Source organism: Bradyrhizobium sp. 149, from assembly GCF_023073915.1.
Lineage (GTDB): Bacteria > Pseudomonadota > Alphaproteobacteria > Rhizobiales > Xanthobacteraceae > Bradyrhizobium.
Map to the genome: position 1 here is coordinate 459,679 of NZ_JADPKK010000023.1, position 17,001 is coordinate 476,679.

A 17,001-nucleotide genomic window follows, 5' to 3' on the forward strand; every position below is an offset into this window, starting at 1 on the left:
GCGACCCCGGCCACGCCGACGCCGCTGGGTTTGCTGGTGGCATCGCGGACGTCGCCGCTGCGGATGGCAATGGCGCTAGGCCCACGCTTGCGCAATCCGCAGGTGGCCAATGGCTTGTGAAGGCCATGCAACCCCAGCCAGACGATGGAGGAGATCGTGCGCCACACCAATCCATGGCTTCTCGGAGCCATTCTCGCAGCACTTCTCGGTGTGGCGATCTGGTACTCCGTGGCGGCATGGCAGGAAACACCATCAATGCCGCTTTACCGCAACGTCATCCTGGCAGGGGCTGCAATCCTGATGCTGGTGTCCGGCTGCGGCCTGCTCGCACTGATGTTCTATAGCCGCCGCAGGGGTTACGACGAGCCCGCGCGCAGCGATCGAACACCGCAGGAGTAACAAGGCGCCATTGAAGTACCGGCTCCGTCTCGAGTCCGGTTGCAAGGAGCGGACAATGAACCTTGCTGGCGTCTCGATCAGGCTGCTGGCGGCAACTCTCCTGACGACTATCGCCGGCGGGGTGGCCCGGACCCAACCTGCCGCGCCGGGGCCACCAGCGGTCGGCGTCGTGGAAGCGGCAAGGCGACCGATCACCGACAGCAGTGAATTTCTCGGGCGGATCGAGGCGATCAATCGAGTCAATGTCGTTGCGCGCGTCACCGCATTTCTGGAACGGCGCCTGTTCGAGGAGGGCGCCGAGATCAACACAGGCGATGAGCTCTATCGGCTTGAGCGCAGTCCGTTCGAAGCGGATCTCGCATCGAAACAGGCGCAGGTGGCGCAACTCCAGGCGACGCTTGAAAATGCCAAGTTGACGACCGAACGCGCGCGGACCCTGCTCGGAGGCCCTGCCGGGCAACAGTCCATCTACGACGCGGCGATTGCGAACCAGCGCAGCCTCGAAGCCCAGGTGCAAGTCGCGCAAGCCCAGGCCCAAGCCTCTCAGATCAATCTCGACTACACCCTGATCAGCGCGCCGATGGCTGGCAAGATCGGGCGCACAGCGGTGACGGAGGGCAACGTCGTCGCTCCAAGTTCGGGCGTGCTGACCACCATCGTCAGCCAGGACCTGATATATGTCATCTTCCCCGTGTCGGTACGTCAGGGGCTGGAGCTGCGGGAACGATACGGGCCGCAAGGCGGCCTGGAGGCCGTCGTGATCAGGCTGCGACTGCCCGATGGCCGCATGTACGGCCAATCCGGCAAGCTGAAATTTCGTCGACAATACCGTCGCTCAGAACACCGACACGATCACCGTGCGTGGGGAGATCGCCAATCCGATCCTGCGGGCTCCCTCGGCGGCTGGCGTCACCGTTCACGAGCTGACCGACGGCGAGTTCGCAACCGTCGTGCTCGAGGGCGTCCAGCCGGTCGAGGTGCTGGCGATCCCGCGCTCTGCTGTGCTCTCCGACCAGCAAGGCGAGTATGTTCTGTCTATCGGCGCCGACAACAAGGCCGAGCAGCGCCGCATCCAGCTCGGGCAATCGACCCCCACCATCGCCGCCGTGATCGCCGGACTTGCGGCCGGCGACAAGGTGATAGTCGAAGGCCTGCAGCGGGTTCGTCCCGGTCAGACCGTCTCGCCGGGACCGGCCAGCGCGCTGATCCTGTCGAGCATGAAGGCCGCCGCAGACGGCACGGCTCCGCAAGCGGATCACGGCGCCTCCGGCAAGACGCGCGCGGCGGACGACAAGCCATGATGTCCGCCGTCTTCATCGATCGTCCGCGGCTTTCGATGGTGATCGCCTTCATCATCACCATTGCCGGTGCGCTGGCGCTGATGCAAATTCCGGTGGCGCAGTTCCCGGACATCGTGCCGCCACAGGTCACGGTCTCCGGCACCTTCCCAGGCGCGTCCGCCGAGGTTGTCGAGAGCAGCGTCGCCCAGCCGCTGGAGGCGCAGATCATCGGCGTCGACCGCGCGCTCTACATGAAATCGACCAGCGCCAATGACGGCAGCTACACACTGACAATTTCGTTCGCGCTCGGCACCGACCCCGACATCAATACCGTCAATGTCAACAATCGCGTGCAGAGCGCTCTGTTTGGCCGCACCTGGCACGTCAACGTTCAGGGCGAAGCGCTCGATCGCGCCGACATTTCGGACATCTGGCGGATCTATTTGCGCAACGGCACCGGCCAAATGGTGCCGATCAGATCTCTTGCCCGGATCAAGATCGTGACTGGGCCTCAGGTGATTACCCGCTACAATAATTATCGTTCGGTGACGATGAACGGCAGCCCGGCGCCCGGCGTCTCGTCAGGCACCGCGATCACGGCGATGGCCGATGTCTCACATGCCGTATTGCCTGCGGGCTACAGTTTCGAGTGGACCGGCACCGCCTATCAGGAGCAACAGGCCGCCGGCCAGACCGGCATCGTGCTTATGCTCGCAGTGCTGTTTGCCTATCTGTTCCTGGTGGCTCTCTATGAGAGCACTGTGATCCCGATCCCGGTGCTGCTGTCGGTCGTCGCCGGCGTCCTCGGCTCCTATGTCGGCATCAAGCTCGCCGGCCTCAATCTCGACCTCTACGGCCAGATCGGACTCGTGGTGCTGATCGCGCTCGCCGCCAAGAACGGCAGCCTGATCGTGGAATTTGCCAAGGAGCAACGCGAAGCGGGCGTAGCGCTCAACGACGCCGCGATCCAGGGCGCGCATATGCGCTTTCGCGCCGTTATGATGACTTCGGTCGCCTTCATCCTTGGTCTCCTGCCTCTCGTGACTGCAAGCGGCGCCGCCGAGCTCAGCCGCAGGGCCGTCGGCACCGCGGTATTTGCTGGCATGCTTGCGGCGAGCTCGGTTGGGATCTTCCTGGTGCCGATGCTCTACGTGACGTTCCAGCGCCTGCGCGAGCGCGCCAAGGGGGCGTCCAAAGCCACCCATGGGCCGACACCGCCTATCGATGAAGCGGTCTAGAGCATGGCAAACAATCGAAAACGCTGGCTGATCGCCTTTCTCACCTTGATCCCCGTCGCGGGCGGATATTTCGCCTCCAGCCGCTGTCGGTCGAGCGATCAATCTGGCTGAAGCTTTCCGCCCGAGTGACCAACTTTACGTTAGCCCTGCGGGGCAGGAGATGACGGCATGTCCTGGAAGGAGTTGTGCGGATGCAAAGAACCAAATGTGCTGCGACTATTCTTGCGACTTTCACCTTTCTCACCCCGGCGGTGGCGCAGGAGCGCACCGCCGTAACCGTTTTCGAGGACGTGCGCATCTTCGATGGGAGAAGCCATGCGCTCTCCGCACCATCGAATGTCCTCATCCGAGGCAACATCATCGAGCGGATTGCGATCGCTCCCATTCCGGTCGATCGTCGCCCGGATACCCGCGTTATAGCAGGCGGCGGACGCGTGCTGATGCCCGGGCTCAGCGACATGCATTGGCACGCGACGATGGTTCGTCCGACTCCGGCCCAAATGCTTTCGAACGACGTGGGTTATACGACGCTGCTGGCGGGCGCGGAAGCGACTGCTACGCTGATGCGCGGGTTCACCACCGTCAGGGACATGGGCGGGCCCGCCTTCGCGCTCAAGCGCGCGATCGACGAAGGTATCGTTATAGGTCCTCGCATCTATCCGTCGGGTGCCGTCGTCACAGTCACGGGTGGCCACGGAGACTTCCGTGAGCTCTGGGAGCTGCCGCAAAGTCTCCGCGGAACAAGCCGCGTCGAGCAGCTCGGTGGAAGCATAATCGCCGATAGCGCCGACGAGGTTCGGAAGCGCACGCGCGAACAGCTCATGCAGGGCGCATCCCAAATCAAGCTGACGGCAGGCGGCGGCGTCGCCTCGCCTTTCAGCCCACTCGATGTGACCACCTTCAGCGAGGCTGAATTGCGGGCGGCCGTCGAAGCGGCTACTGATTGGGGGACTTATGTGGCGACCCACGCCTATACACCGAATGCCATTCGGCGCTCCATCGCGGCAGGCGTCAAGGTGATCGAACATGGCCATCTCATGGATGAGCCAACCGCACGTCTCATCGCCGAGGAGAAGATCTGGCTGAGCACACAGCCATTCGTGGACCTTGGCGGCGCAGGCATGCTTCCTCCCGCGCAACAAGCGCAGATGCGCCAAGTCGTCGCGGGCACCGACACCACGTACGGGTTTGTCAAAGAGTTTAAGATAAAGACAGCCTTCGGGACTGATATTCTCTTCTCCAAGGCGTTGGCCGAGCATCAGGGTCAGGGAATCGTGGATCTCACACGTTGGTTCACCCCGGCGGAAGCATTGGCAATGGCGACTTCGGCCAACGGAGAGTTGCTCACCCTCTCCGGTGCACGCAATCCCTATCCCGGCAAGCTCGGAGTGGTCGAAGAAGGCGCGTTGGCGGATCTTCTACTCGTCGACGGCAATCCTTTGGACGACATTCGCCTCATCGCCGACCCAGAGAACAAATTGGCCGTCATCATGAAGGACGGCATCATCTACAAGGACGTTCGTCCGAAATGATCCCACTCCCGGCTGCGCCCGATCGAGCCTCTCGCAAGCCAGGGATCAACCACTCATGTCGTGCTTCACACTGCGTGAAAGAGAAAAGGCGGGCGGCGGAATGGCAGAATTCGATCCGAGCCGCCATGAAGATGGAGCTGGTTGAAACTGCCCATCCGCTCAAAGTCTCCGTGATTGCGCTCATCAAGTTTGTCGCGCTACTGTTGCTGGCGCAATCGTTCAAGCTGGCAACCAGTTTCCTCTCCGGCCGAATCCGGCGGTTCATTCCAAGGCGGATCGCGAACTTCGTCGGCCTTTTCGTGGCCGTCCTGCTGATCTGGTCGATCGCCAACAATCTGCTCGTCCGCGCGGCCTTCAACGCCTTGGATTCTTCGTTTCGGGAATTTGACGCCCTGCTTGAACCGGAGCGACCGCAGGCGGGCGAAGCCAGAAGAACGGGGAGCGCAGCGTCGCTGGTGACGTGGAATGAGCTCGGCCGTACCGGACGGGAGTTCGTGGTTTCCGGACCGACCGCCGCGCAGATCGCGCATTCAGGGAGGCTTCGAGCGTTCCGTTCTCATCGTCATTACTCCGACGGGACCGGCTGGATCGACCCGGCTGCAATGGATGCATCGAGTATCTCGCCGATGACGGCGTTGCCAGCGTTGCCGTGCAGTACTCCTATCTCAACAGCCCACTGTCGCTGCCGTTTCAACCGGAATACGGCACGGAAGCCGCACGAGCCCTATTTGCCGCAATTTATGGACATTGGACGACGCTACCGAAGGATCGGCGCCCAAGACTATACCTGCATGGCCTGAGCCTCGACGCGACGAATTCGCAAAACGACCAACCCCTCGAAAGCGGGAAGCAGCGCGTCCTCTTGGACGCGACCAGTTGGTCAGCGACATCCGCTTCGCTTTCGCCTGGCCCCGCTGGCTCTAGTGAGATTTTGTTTGATGTTCCGGCGCACACGTCGCGCACACGCCGAGATCTAGCCGATTGAAAAGCTTTAACTCTCGCTCCAATCCATCATAGGCAAATTGAACTAGCTACAGCAATCAGAGATCAAACCACGTCAGCTCACTTCTCCCAAACTGACGTTCGCTGCTTCAGAAGCTCCACACTTTGACCGCAACGCGCCCCGCGGCTCCTCAAGTGTGACATTCAGCTGCAGCAGCCGACGGCGACCAGCTGATACGTTGGCAGGCAGCAGGTGCCGTTTCTTCTCACCGCACGCGAGGGAGAACTCACCTTCGGCACCATGCGCAGACCTCCACGAGCAGCTCGATGAGGCAACGTACTCAGGGCACTGGTCTGAGGTAGTCTTGGCATGGCCGAACCTCAGTGAGCCGATCGAAACCGGCCTTCAGACTCCGAGTCGAAATTACAATTGTCACCAGAGACGATCATATGTATAGTTAGCGAAAACATTCAAGCTGCTTAGCGCCGCCGAAGGGAGGGAGCGCGCCAGAAATCTCAAGTCAAGCAATTGCAAATGACTGTGCCAACCTGGCGCGGCGAGAAACAAGGCGTTCGATTCGAGAGAGAGAGAGAGAGAGAGAGAGAGAGACCGCTGTGCGCCCAACGCACGGCATGACACGCGACCCAAAGCAGAGGCGTCATGGTCCGAGTTATTCAGATTTCCGATACGCATCTCAGCCCGAGCAAGCAGCACTTCGAGGCGAACTGGGCACCGCTTGCGCATTGGATCGCGCAGCATAAACCAGATCTCGTCATACATACCGGTGACGTAACGATCGACGGCGCCGATCAGGAAGCCGACGGAGCCTATTGCGCAACCCAACTGGCGTCGCTCGGCGTCCCGGTCTTGGCGGTTCCGGGAAATCACGATGTCGGCGAAGTCGGCAACCCGCACCAGCCGGTGAATGACGAGCGGCTCGATCGCTTTCGCGGCCACTTCGGTGACGACCGCTGGCTACGCGATGTGGAGGGTTGGCGCCTGATCGGGCTCAATTCGATGATCTTCGGCGGCGGCCCCGAGGAGGCGCTGCAGACCCAATGGCTGGAGACAGCGATGGCCGATGCTGCGGGGCGTCGCATTGCCTGGTTCATGCACCGGCCGCTCTTCATCGAATCACCGACTGAGGCCGATACTGGTTACTGGTCGGTCAAGCCGGAGCCGCGTCGGGCCCTTCTCGATTTGCTGCATCGCTATCGGGTGAAGATCGTGGCCAGCGGACATCTGCACCGCTGGCACGAGATTCGGCTGAACGGCACCCACTACGTCTGGGGCCCGGCGGCCAGCTTTCTGGTCGGTGAGAAATTGGCGCCGCCGATGGGCGGCACCGCGCGGCTCGGAGCAGTGATCTACGACATCGACGGCGAAAGCATCGAAGTGAATATTCGTCCGGTGGCCGGCCTTACCGATTACTGGATCGACGATGTCGTGCACGAGGTCTATCCGCCGCGCGAAGCTGAGGCGTGATCCGCGATGGCCGGCCTCACATTGCGCGGCATCGGCAAGACTTTCGGCGACACGGCCGTTCTCAATAACATTGATCTCGATATTGCGGACGGCGAGTTTCTGACGCTGGTTGGCCCCTCCGGATGCGGTAAGTCGACGCTCCTGCGCATCATCGCCGGCCTTGAATCGCAGGACCGCGGCTCGGTGTCGATCGGCGGTACTTCGGTCGACCATATGCGACCTCACGAGCGCAGAATCGCCATGGTGTTCCAGAATTACGCGCTCTATCCCCACATGTCGGTGTTCGACAACATCGCGCTGCCGCTCACCATGACGCGCCTCAGCTTGTTCGAGCGCCTGCCCTTGATGCGTCATCTGTCGCTCCGGCGCAGGCGCGTCATGGACGAGATCGCGCGTGAGGTGCGGGTCGTCGCCGAGCAGCTTCGCATCGAAACCTTCTTTCATCGCCGTCCCGGACAGCTTTCGGGCGGGCAACGGCAGCGCGTCGCGCTCGGCCGCGCAATGGTGCGTCATCCGCAAGCTTTCCTGATGGATGAGCCGTTGTCGAACCTCGACGCCAAGCTGCGTGTGCACATGCGCGGCGAGCTGACCGAGCTGCACGCGCGTCTCGGTGCAACGATGGTCTACGTGACACACGATCAGATCGAGGCGATGACGATGTCCGATCGCCTTGCCGTGATGGATCACGGCGAAATACTCCAACTCGGTACACCTGCCGATGTCTATGAACTGCCCGCCACGATTGCGGTCGCGCAGTTCATTGGCAGTCCGGCGATCAATCTATTTCCGGCCCGAGTGGGATCCGGCGGCCAGATCGAGCTGCTCGGCCGCACACTGCCGATCGACGTTCGCAACGCGCCAGCTCCCGAATTGACGATCGGAGTGCGTCCGGAGGCAATGCGGATCGGAGGCGGGCCGTGCACGATCACGTGCAGGTTACGGCGCCGTGAAAATCTCGGCTCGGAAAGCATCCTTCACTTTGACCTCGTGGCCTCTCCGGAGGTGCCGGTGCTCTGCCGGATCGACAACGGCATGCCCATTCCCGAGGGCGAGGTCACGCTCGCCTTCGAGCCACGGGATTGTCACGTGTTCGACAACAATGGCCGCCGCATCGAGGTGGAGAGCCGCAATGCGGCCAGCCGCGACGTACGCCGCGCGAGCGAGGTTCGATGACCACGGTCGCGGCTCAAATCACTCCGCTCGACGCGGCGCCGCCGGCCAGCCGCCAGCGATGGATCGAACGGCTCGCGGGGCTAGGCTTTGCAGCACCCGCCTTCATCCTGCTGGTCCTGACGAATTTGGCGCCGCTGGCTGCTCTCGCCTTTCTCAGTTTTACCAATTACGAGCTGGGCGCGCTCGACTTCTCGTTCGTCGGTCTCAAGAACTTCGGCACGGCGCTTCAGGATCCCGTGATCCGGCGCTCGGTTACCAACACCCTACTCTATGTGGCGATCGTCGTGCCCGGCGGCGTCCTGATCTCGCTGCTGGTGGCAATCCTAATTCACCGGCGCAAGCGCACGCGCGCCCTATATGAAGTGATCTATTTTCTCCCCGTTACCTCGACGCTCATTGCGATGGCGACGATGTGGCAGTTCATGCTGCACCCGACCCTGGGGCTCATCAACCAAGCCCTCAAGAGCCTAGGCTTCGCCGAGGCGGCATTCCTGAGCGAGCCGCGCCTCGTCATTCCGACGCTCGCCGCGATCGGCATCTGGCAGCTTGTCGGCTTCAACATGGTGCTGTTCCTTGCCGGCCTCTCGGCGATTCCCCGAGACCTCTATGAGGCCGTCGATATCGACGGCGCAAGCCATCCCATCGACCGCTTCCTGAAAGTGACGTGGCCGATGCTTGGCCCGACGACGATGTTCGTGACCGTGACGACCTTCATCACGGCGTTCAAGATCTTCGACACTGTTGCGGTGATGACGCGTGGCGGGCCCGGGGGCGCATCCGAGGTGCTCCTGTATGCGATCTATCTGGAGGGGTTTCAGTACTTTCACATGAGCTATGCGGCGACGCTTACGCTGGTTTTCCTGGCGTTCACCCTCGTGTTCTCGGTGCTGCAAACCTTTATCCTTGACCGACGGGTGCACTATTGATGCGCATATCGGCCACGATCGCCCGTCCGCCTGCGCCGGTTGCCGTCCGGATGCGGCGCCTGGTGTCGCTTGCCCTCGTCCACGCGGTGCTGATCAGCGGCGCAGTCTTCATGCTGCTGCCGTTCGTCTTCATGCTGACGAGCGCGATCAAGCCGCCGGGCGAGATATTCGAGGCGACCTTCCGGCTTTGGCCGCGCCAGTTCTACGGATGGCAGAACTTCGACTCTGCCTTGAACACCGCACCGCTCCTGCGTTTTCTGTTCAACGGTCTCGTCGTCTGCGGCGGAATCCTCGTCGTCCAGCTGCTGGTCGCCATTCCCTGCGCCTATGCCCTTGCCAAGCTGAGCTTTCCGGGACGGCCGATCTTGTTTTCGCTGGTCCTGCTCGGTCTCTGCATCCCTGTCCAGGCACCCTCGCTCCCGCTCTACATCGCGTTCGCCGAGCTCGGCATCCTCAACACCTATCTCTCGATGATGTTGCCGTTCTTCCTGTCGGTATTCGCGATTTTCCTGTTCCGCCAGTTCTTCAAGTCCTATCCGGACGAGATCATCCAGGCCGCGCGGCTCGACGGTGTCGGTGAGTTCGAAATCGTGTGGCGCATCGTCGTGCCGAGCGCCTGGCCGGCCATCGCGGCGTTTTCGATCTTCTCTGTCGTGGCGCACTGGAACGATCTGTATTGGCCGCTCATCGTTGTCTCCGACACTAAACTCGCAACGCCGCCACTCGGCATGATGTATTTCGCCGATTCCGAGTTGGGCTCGAATTACGGGGCGCTGGCCGCCGGCGCCACCATCATCACGGCACCGCTGGTCGTCGCGTTCCTGATCGCGCGGCGGCATTTCATCGCCGGCATCACGATGACCGGAATCAAATGACTTCAACCACTGCCAGGGGAGATACCGCCATGCTGCATCGTCGAGACCTCCTGAAGAGCGCCGCGGCTGTCGGGACGACCGCGCTTTCAAGCCCGTTTCTGGCGCGGCCGGCCCACGCGCAGGACGTGACGCTGGACGTACTCTATGCCTTTCCCGCCTTCGCGAAATTCCATGAACCGATCGCACAGGAGTTCATGAAGCAGCAGTCCGGCATCAAGATCCAGTTCCGGGCGCCGGCGGCGAGCTATGACGAAGGTCATCAGACCATGCTGCGGCAGGCCGTCACCACCCAGCTGCCCGACGTCTATTATTCGGGTTATCACCTGCTCGCCGAGCTCGTGCGCACGCTGGTGAAGCGCAACCAGATCACGGAAGTGGCACCAATGCTGCAGAAGGAGGATGCCGCCTGGCGCAAGGCCAATTATTCCGACGGGATTCTGGCGCTCGGCGCGGTCGACGGCAAGATCTACGGCCTTGCCTTCAATGCGTCCCTGCCGATCATCTATTTCAACGCACAGCTCGTGAAGGATGCGGGTGGCGATCCCGACAAGATGCCCGACAACTGGGCCGACATGATCGCCCTCGCCGTCAACATCAAGAGCAAAGGGTCCGATGTCGCCGGCATAGCCTATAACATCCATGACTGGCCCGACGATTGGCTGTTCCGTTCCCTGATTCTGCAAGGTGGTGGTCAGATGCTCGACGTATCGGAAACCGCGGCCGGTTTCGGCAGCGACGCCGGGCTGAAGACCCTGGCCCATTGCCGCCGGTTCGTGGCCGACGCCAAGATGCCGGTGATCGATTGGGACTCCTCGCGTCAGCAGTTCATCGCCGGGAAAATCGGCATTTTTGCCGACACACCGGCCCGGTTGCGCCAGGTCACGGACTTGATCGGTGACAAGTTCACCTTGCGCACCTGCACCTTCCCGATCGACGACAAGCAGAAGGGTGGACTGCCGACCGGCGGCAACGCGGCCATCATCACGGCGAAAGATCCGGCGAAGCAGCGGGCTGCCTGGGAGTTCTTGAAGTTCGTGAGTGGTCCGGAAGCGCAGAAGATAGTCGTTGAGACGACGGGCTATATGCCGACCAACTTGCGCGCCTCGGGGCCCGAATTCCTGGCCTCGTTTTACGACAAGAACCCGAACTTCCGCACCGTATCGCAGCAGATCGAGCGCGCGAAGCCATGGCAGGGCTATCCGGGCGGACAGTCCGTGAAGATCTGGCGCACCCAGCGCGAGATCATCCATTCCGTCATGCGCGGCGAGACGCCCCTCGAGGCCGGGCTCGACCGCATGGTCAAGGAAAGCAACGCTTTGATGAAGAGTTCGTAAGCAGCAGGCGATCGATTGCGGCAAGCGGCCGGACGCAGGCCGCAACTCTTCTCTTCGGGACGGAATTCTGTGTTCATCATTGCCCAGCTCAGCGATCTGCACGTCCGACCGCCCGGCAAGTTCGCTTACGGCGATGTCGACACCAACGCGATGTTTCAGAGCGCGATCGACGCCGTGCTGAGGCTCGACCCAAGGCCCGATTGCGTCCTAGTCAGCGGTGACCTGACGGATGGCGGGCTCGACGAAGAATACGAGATCGTCGCCGCCGGCCTGGCCAGGCTGCCGATGCCGGTGTTCGTCGTTCCCGGCAACCACGACCGGCGCGAGCAGCTCATATCGTCGCTCCGCCCGAGCCACCGCTACGTTCCGCCCGACGGGTTCATCAACTTTGTCGTGGACGATTTTCCGCTGCGGCTGATTTTCCTCGACAGCGTCGAGGCTGGAAAGATCCACGGAACCTTCTGTCCGGCACGGCAACAATGGCTGCTCGACGTGCTCGCGGCCGGACGCGGCAAGCCGACACTTATCGTCATTCATCATCCGCCGTTCCTCGTCGGAGCCGACGGGATGGACGATCTGCGCCTCCTCGAAGCTGACGCGCTCGACGCGATCATCAAAGACCATCCGGAAATCGAACGCGTGCTGTGCGGTCACTATCACCGTTCGATTACGGTGCGCTATGCGGGAACCGTGGGCTACGTGGCGCCCAGCACGGCGCACCAGGTCGCGCTCGACCTGCGGTCTGGCAGCACCAATCGCTTCATCAAGGAGCCGCCGGGCTTTGCCTTGCACTGTTGGCGGCCGGATATGGGCATCAGCAGCCATTTTGTTCCGATCGGAGATTATGGTCGCCCATTAGACCTAGCAGCGCCCGATGGGCACTCTCCGGAGATCGAGCAGCGCAAGAGCCTTCCGACGCTGCTCGCCCGCGCCGGCGCCGTAGTCAACGAGGCTGCGGCCAGGCTGGTGGCGATGCAATCCACGCCGCTGCGCACCGAGCGCAAGGACCATCTCGACATCGTCACCGAGGCGGATCTTGCCTCCGAGGCGATCATCGTCGCGGGCTTGAAGGAGCTGAGTCCGGACGCCGGCATCCTGGCCGAGGAGAGCGGCGCGAGCCCAGGGGACAACGCTGCGCGCTGGATCATCGATCCGCTCGACGGCACGATCAACTACGCGCGGGGACTGCCGTGGTTTTCCGTGACGGTCGCTTACGAGGTTGGCGGCGAGACGAAACTCGGCCTGATCAACGCGCCCAAGATCGGACTGACGGCGCGCTATCTGGCTGGGGAAGGCGCGACGATCGATGGCGTGCCCGCACGCGTGTCGACGACGCGTTCGCTGTCGGATGCGGTCGTCTCGGTGATCCTGACCTCGCACTTCTCGCCCGAGGAGGTCCGACGGACCACGCGCGTGATCGAACTGCTCGGCAGGGTGGCGCGCGGCGTGCGTATCGTCGTCTCCGGCGCCCTCGAGACGACGATGGTCGCCTCGGGTCGGCTGGACGGCTTTGTTTCACTGAAAGCGGACATCGTCTCGCACGCGGCCGGGATCCCGATGGTGTGGGCCGGCGGCGGCCAGGTCACGACGCTGACGGGACGTCCGTGCCGCAACGACGATCTCGTCAAGATCGCTTCCAATGGATTGATCCACGAGGAATTGCTCGCTCTCCTGCGCCAGGCGCTGCAATGACGAGCAGTTCCAAACCGGCATGACGGACGATCCTTCACCCAAGGAAGCGTTTGGCGCATACGGCCCAGCGGCGGCCTCGCCTTGGGAACAGCTGATCGCGGATGTAGCACGAGGTCGGCGTCAGTCTCGCGCCGCGCGCCTTACGCCAGACCGCCTTGTCGATCTCCTTCTTGTCGCCGACCTTCAGGCGCCCCGACACCTTCTTGGCCAGGAAGATCGCATCACTCATTCGCCGGCCGTTTCGGCTCTTCCTCGCTTTTACTTCCTTCCATAGTTTGAACGGCCCGAGGTTCAGCTTGGGAAGCTCCTCTTTGATCTCGCGACGAAGGCAGCTCCTGTCGCTCTCGCCTGCCCGCCTTCGGCCGCCGGGAAACATCCAGAGCCCGTCGCGCCTGCGCCGCACCAGGAGAACGCGCCCTTTTCTTGCGACGACCAACTTCGACGATTTCGCCATCACGACAGGTCCTGCTTCTGTGCCTATCCCACTGCACCAGCTCTTGGATAGCGCTCAATCTACGGGCAGATGATCGCCTTGATGATGCCATCGCGCCGCGCGACCTGCTGCTCGAACGCGGCGGGCGTCTGCTCGAGCGAGAACCGGTGCGTGGCCAGCGGCGCCAGCTTGATCTGCCCGGCATGCGCAAGCGCGATGGCTCGCGGATAGACTTCCGGCATGCGGCGTGAAAACTTGATCGACAGGCCCTTCCGGCGCGACTCGGCGCCGCTGAGGATGTACTGGTTGTTCTCGGGGATGCCGACGAGAACGACCCGGCCACCGATACGGGCGCAACGCGCCGCATGCTCGAAGCCATGCGAGGAGTCGGTCGCCTCGATCACCAGATCGACGCCGCGGCCTTCGGTGGCATCTCCGATCTCGGCATAGCTGCGGCACGCCACATCCGCCCCGAGGTCGCAGGCCAGCGCGGTGCGCTGCTCGACGGGGTCGATCGCGACGATCTTTCCGCTGCCTGCGAATCGCGCCAGTTGCACCAGCAACAATCCCACCGGCCCGCAGCCGAGCACCGCCACGGTTTCCAGCAGCCGCGGACGCGCCAGATCCATGGCGTGGATTGCGACGCCGAGCGTCTCCAGGATCGCCGCGCCGGCCGGGTCGATGCTGTCCGGCATCAAATGCACGGCGGATCTGGGCACGCAGACGAATTCGGCCATGGCGCCGTTGTGAGGGGCGTAGCCGAGGAACTTGACATTGGGGCAGAGATTGGTGTGGCCGCGGTGACACCACTCACAGTGGCCGCAGGAAATGGAGGGATCGACCGCCACCAGCGCGTCGGCCGAGAGCCCCGCTTTGCGCGCCGAATCCGGCGTGAGCACGCCCGAGAATTCATGCCCAAGGACGAATGGCCTAACGTGCGTCCGGCCGGTTGTTCCGCCCTCGAGATAGGAATGCAGGTCGCTGCCGCAGACGCCAACAGCCTTGACGCGGACGATGAGCTCGTCCTCCGCGGGCGGCCTCGGCTCGGGGATATCAAGGACGCGGATATCACGAATGTCCTGGAGCACCGCAGCGCGCATGTCGACGCTATCCTTCTGAGCAATTGACTCCTCCATATTACATATGTAACTTCGAAGTGACAAATGCTTTTGCGGCCAATCGGCGCTTACGAGGGCTATCGCGCCACCCGTGTTGAAGGCGCGTCTCCCCCTATCCGTCGCGAAAATTCGGCTATTTCTGCTTGTCGATCAGTTTCAGCGCGGCAACGGCGGCGTTCTCGTCGGTCACCAGCACCTTGCCGATCCGGCCGCGCAGCACCGCGGCGATGATCGGCGCCTTGTTGAGCCCGCCGGCAATCAGCATCGACGTCGGCACGCGCGCCAGCTTGTCGAGCGGCAGTGCAATGGCACGGCTGTTGATGCCATGATCGATCGGCTGGCCGGTCTTGTCGAGAAACTGCGCCAGGATGTCGCCGACGGCGCCTGCCGCCCGCAGCTGCTCGGCACGCACGTCCGGTGGCAGCCCATGGCGCATCAGGAGCGAGCGCGGTGTCAAATCTCCCATGCTCAAAAGCGCAAGATCGATCCGATCAACGCTGTTCAGCACCTCCTGATAGACCTCTTGAGCCAAAAAGGTGTCGCGCGAGCGCCGGCTGCTGACGAAGATTGGGGCGGCCAGATAGCTGCACTGGGCGTGCAGCCGGTGTGCGAGCTCACCAGCAATTTCGAAGGTGTTAAGCTCTAGTCCGCGCGACAGGCCTCCCATCATGGAGACGATGGACAGTTCGGGATAGTCCGCCGACGTGACGTAACGGATGGTCTCGCGCAAGGTCGAGCCCCAACCGATGCCGATGATGCGCGGGCGCTTCTGCTCGAGGAATTTCGATAGATACGCTCCCGCCGCCATCCCGATCAGACGGCCGACCTGCTCGGGATTCTCCGGGCTCGGGATGACGACGGCATCCTCGAGGCCGCATTCCCGGCACAGGCGATGCTCCAGTTCCGTGCAGCTCGCAAAGGCGGAGTTGAGGCGAATGTTGACGATGCCGGTCTGCCGGGCCTCCGACAGCATGCGGTTGACGCGGGCGCGGGTCAGCCCGAGCCGCTCGCCGATGTCGGCCTGGGTCAGGTTCTCCATGTAGTAGAGCCAGGCGACCCGCAGGATGGTTTGATCGGTCATGGCGCAGCCCCCCGCAGCGGCCTCAAAGCACAGTCAGACGTCGGGACATTTGAGGCGATCTTTCGTTGGCCGTCAAATCTGTGCCGCGCGGATCTCACCATGCGGCCCTCGCGCCCGGCACGCCATCCTCGACCACAAAGCTCGTCAGCCGGCGCACGGCGCTCCCGCGTCCTTGACGTCGTCGATCACCTCGAATCCCACAGTGCAATGCTCGGCGTCGAGGTCGACGGTCGCATAGCCGCGCTTGTCGCCACGCGCATAGACCAGATGCGGGTCCGCCGCCAGCGCCTTGCGCACACTGGCTTCGCTCGGCCCGTCCGAGGTGATCGACGTGCCGACGAACTCGGTCGCAATGGTAGGTCCTTCCGGTCGAGCGAAATCGTGCTTCAGATCGGCCGTAAAGAAGGCGTGACGATCACCGCCGATCACGATCGGATTGCGCCGGCGATGCGCCACGAGCGAATCGAGGAGCCGCTGGCGTGCATTGGGATAGCCGTCCCAGCCGTCCGTCCAGAAATGCGTGCCTTCGTCCCCTCCCGCTTGTGCTGCGCCATCAGTGTCTGCTGCGCGACGACTGTCCAGCGGCCGAGGCAGTGGCGCAGGCTGGCATCGAACCATTGCTTCTGTTCCTGGCCCAGCATTGTCCGCGCTTCGTCCGTCCGGCGTGCACACTCCGTCACCCAGGTCGGCCGCCTGCTTCCGACACACGCCGATGCCGAGCGATATTGCCGGTTGTCGAGCAGCAGCACGTCGAGCATGTCGCCGAAGCGATAGTGCGCATAGATCGTGGCATCTGCGCCGCGCGGCCGAGCCGGAGGTGAGAGCGGCATGTGCTCGTAATAGGCCTGATAGGCCGCCGCGCGGATCTTCAGGAACTGACCGGGGTCGCGCACCGTGTAGGAGCGATCATTGGCATAGTCGTCCATCACCTCGTGGTCGTCCCCGACCGTAAGCCAGAGAAGGGCAGCGTGCGCCGCTTGCAGGTCGGGATCGCTCTTGAGCGCATAGCGGTTGCGGAATTCCTCGAGCGTCGTCGGAATTCCGACGCCGTGCTGGCGGAGTGGTGCGATCCCCAGGATTTCTCATAGATGTAGTCGCCGAGATGCACGACGAGGTCGAGATCGCGTGCCGCCATGCCGCGGTAGGAGGGCGCGCTACGGGTGCGTCCGATCGGACTCAGGGCCTGACCGGCGCGGAAGCGGTACCAATAGACTCGGTCCGGTCGCAGCCCCTTCGCCTCGGCATGCACCGAATGCGCAAGCTCTGCCGTCGCCCGAACGACGCCGCGGCAGACGACGCGCCAGAAGGCCTCTTCGTCCACAACCTGCCATTCGACGTCCACTGATGCGTCCTGCTTGCCGCCCGCCCTCGAGCGGCTGCGCCGCAAGGCGGGTCGACAGAATGACGCGGTCCCCCCCGCGGGCATCCGGAGGCAACACCGAGCGTGAAAAGATCCGCAGTGAACGACACCGGCGCTCCTCGCACGAACCCA

Annotated in this window: 14 protein-coding genes and 3 pseudogenes; 12 read left to right on the forward strand and 5 right to left on the reverse strand. The window is 62.9% G+C overall.

All coding sequences use genetic code 11. From position 1 onward, the window contains the following. Positions 1-156 precede the first annotated feature (156 nt). From IVA88_RS30005 to IVA88_RS30055, 12 genes and pseudogenes are all read left to right on the forward strand, one after another. Entirely contained in the window at positions 157-399 is a 243-nt protein-coding gene (locus IVA88_RS30005) for a hypothetical protein (RefSeq protein ID WP_247500801.1), read from the forward strand. A gap of 55 nt (positions 400-454) precedes the next feature. After that, positions 455-1,700, forward strand: a pseudogene (locus tag IVA88_RS30010) (efflux RND transporter periplasmic adaptor subunit). After that, entirely contained in the window at positions 1,700-2,917 is a 1,218-nt protein-coding gene (locus tag IVA88_RS30015; RefSeq protein WP_256466864.1) for an efflux RND transporter permease subunit, read from the forward strand. Before IVA88_RS30010 ends, IVA88_RS30015 begins: the two are co-directional and overlap by 1 nt. Before the next feature lie 191 nt (positions 2,918-3,108). Continuing rightward, positions 3,109-4,449, forward strand: a complete 1,341-nt coding sequence (locus IVA88_RS30020; RefSeq protein WP_247500802.1) for an amidohydrolase family protein — start codon at positions 3,109-3,111, stop codon at positions 4,447-4,449. A gap of 131 nt (positions 4,450-4,580) precedes the next feature. Further along, a pseudogene (locus IVA88_RS32605) lies at positions 4,581-4,898 on the forward strand (alpha/beta-hydrolase N-terminal domain-containing protein); the annotation flags it as partial. Positions 4,899-5,098: 200 nt separating this feature from the next. Next, positions 5,099-5,434 carry an alpha/beta-hydrolase family protein gene (locus tag IVA88_RS32610; RefSeq protein WP_346657658.1) on the forward strand — a complete coding sequence of 112 codons (336 nt, stop codon included), beginning with the start codon at positions 5,099-5,101 and terminating at the stop codon, positions 5,432-5,434. A 618-nt stretch (positions 5,435-6,052) separates the two neighbouring features. Beyond that, positions 6,053-6,877, forward strand: a complete 825-nt coding sequence (locus IVA88_RS30030) for a metallophosphoesterase (RefSeq protein ID WP_247500803.1) — start codon at positions 6,053-6,055, stop codon at positions 6,875-6,877. A gap of 6 nt (positions 6,878-6,883) precedes the next feature. After that, the gene (locus IVA88_RS30035; RefSeq protein WP_247500804.1) at positions 6,884-8,050 is read left to right on the forward strand and encodes an ABC transporter ATP-binding protein; all 1,167 of its coding nucleotides are present in this window, start codon (positions 6,884-6,886) and stop codon (positions 8,048-8,050) included. Beyond that, positions 8,047-8,976: a sugar ABC transporter permease gene (locus IVA88_RS30040; protein WP_247500805.1), complete on the forward strand. Its 930-nt coding sequence runs from the start codon at positions 8,047-8,049 to the stop codon at positions 8,974-8,976. The genes IVA88_RS30035 and IVA88_RS30040 overlap by 4 nt, the downstream gene beginning before the upstream one ends. Before the next feature lie 50 nt (positions 8,977-9,026). Beyond that, positions 9,027-9,851, forward strand: coding sequence for a carbohydrate ABC transporter permease (locus tag IVA88_RS30045; RefSeq protein WP_247501226.1), 825 nt, complete (start codon positions 9,027-9,029; stop codon positions 9,849-9,851). A 29-nt stretch (positions 9,852-9,880) separates the two neighbouring features. Continuing rightward, on the forward strand, positions 9,881-11,185 hold the full coding sequence (locus IVA88_RS30050; protein WP_247500806.1) for an ABC transporter substrate-binding protein: 1,305 nt from the start codon (positions 9,881-9,883) through the stop codon (positions 11,183-11,185). A 69-nt stretch (positions 11,186-11,254) separates the two neighbouring features. Then, the gene (locus IVA88_RS30055; RefSeq protein ID WP_247500807.1) at positions 11,255-12,877 is read left to right on the forward strand and encodes an inositol monophosphatase family protein; all 1,623 of its coding nucleotides are present in this window, start codon (positions 11,255-11,257) and stop codon (positions 12,875-12,877) included. A gap of 34 nt (positions 12,878-12,911) precedes the next feature. Here IVA88_RS30055 and IVA88_RS30060 read toward each other — a convergent pair whose 3' ends face one another. The 5 genes and pseudogenes from IVA88_RS30060 to IVA88_RS30075 all read right to left on the reverse strand — a co-directional run. Continuing rightward, the gene (locus tag IVA88_RS30060; RefSeq protein WP_247500808.1) at positions 12,912-13,331 is read right to left on the reverse strand and encodes an NUDIX hydrolase; all 420 of its coding nucleotides are present in this window, start codon (positions 13,329-13,331) and stop codon (positions 12,912-12,914) included. Between the two features lie 59 nt (positions 13,332-13,390). Then, positions 13,391-14,410 carry an alcohol dehydrogenase catalytic domain-containing protein gene (locus IVA88_RS30065; protein WP_247500809.1) on the reverse strand — a complete coding sequence of 340 codons (1,020 nt, stop codon included), beginning with the start codon at positions 14,408-14,410 and terminating at the stop codon, positions 13,391-13,393. Between the two features lie 151 nt (positions 14,411-14,561). Next, on the reverse strand, positions 14,562-15,509 hold the full coding sequence (locus tag IVA88_RS30070) for a sugar-binding transcriptional regulator (protein WP_247500810.1): 948 nt from the start codon (positions 15,507-15,509) through the stop codon (positions 14,562-14,564). Between the two features lie 144 nt (positions 15,510-15,653). Continuing rightward, positions 15,654-16,127, reverse strand: a complete 474-nt coding sequence (locus IVA88_RS32615; RefSeq protein ID WP_346657659.1) for an alkaline phosphatase D family protein — start codon at positions 16,125-16,127, stop codon at positions 15,654-15,656. Further along, positions 16,088-16,935, reverse strand: a pseudogene (locus IVA88_RS30075) (alkaline phosphatase D family protein); the annotation flags it as partial. The gene IVA88_RS32615 and the pseudogene IVA88_RS30075, both read right to left, overlap by 40 nt. Positions 16,936-17,001: the final 66 nt, after the last annotated feature.

Bases quoted from the DNA above. Each gene is read 5' to 3' on its own strand.
- IVA88_RS30015 (WP_256466864.1), top strand. From the start codon at position 1,700: ATGTCCGCCGTCTTCATCGATCGTCCGCGGCTTTCGATGGTGATCGCC.
- IVA88_RS30035 (WP_247500804.1), top strand. From the start codon at position 6,884: ATGGCCGGCCTCACATTGCGCGGCATCGGCAAGACTTTCGGCGACACG.
- IVA88_RS30020 (WP_247500802.1), top strand. From the start codon at position 3,109: ATGCAAAGAACCAAATGTGCTGCGACTATTCTTGCGACTTTCACCTTT.
- IVA88_RS32615 (WP_346657659.1), bottom strand. From the start codon at position 16,127: ATGGTTCGATGCCAGCCTGCGCCACTGCCTCGGCCGCTGGACAGTCGT.
- IVA88_RS30065 (WP_247500809.1), bottom strand. From the start codon at position 14,410: ATGCGCGCTGCGGTGCTCCAGGACATTCGTGATATCCGCGTCCTTGAT.
- IVA88_RS30060 (WP_247500808.1), bottom strand. From the start codon at position 13,331: ATGGCGAAATCGTCGAAGTTGGTCGTCGCAAGAAAAGGGCGCGTTCTC.
- IVA88_RS30050 (WP_247500806.1), top strand. From the start codon at position 9,881: ATGCTGCATCGTCGAGACCTCCTGAAGAGCGCCGCGGCTGTCGGGACG.
- IVA88_RS30045 (WP_247501226.1), top strand. From the start codon at position 9,027: ATGCGGCGCCTGGTGTCGCTTGCCCTCGTCCACGCGGTGCTGATCAGC.
- IVA88_RS30040 (WP_247500805.1), top strand. From the start codon at position 8,047: ATGACCACGGTCGCGGCTCAAATCACTCCGCTCGACGCGGCGCCGCCG.
- IVA88_RS30070 (WP_247500810.1), bottom strand. From the start codon at position 15,509: ATGACCGATCAAACCATCCTGCGGGTCGCCTGGCTCTACTACATGGAG.
- IVA88_RS30030 (WP_247500803.1), top strand. From the start codon at position 6,053: ATGGTCCGAGTTATTCAGATTTCCGATACGCATCTCAGCCCGAGCAAG.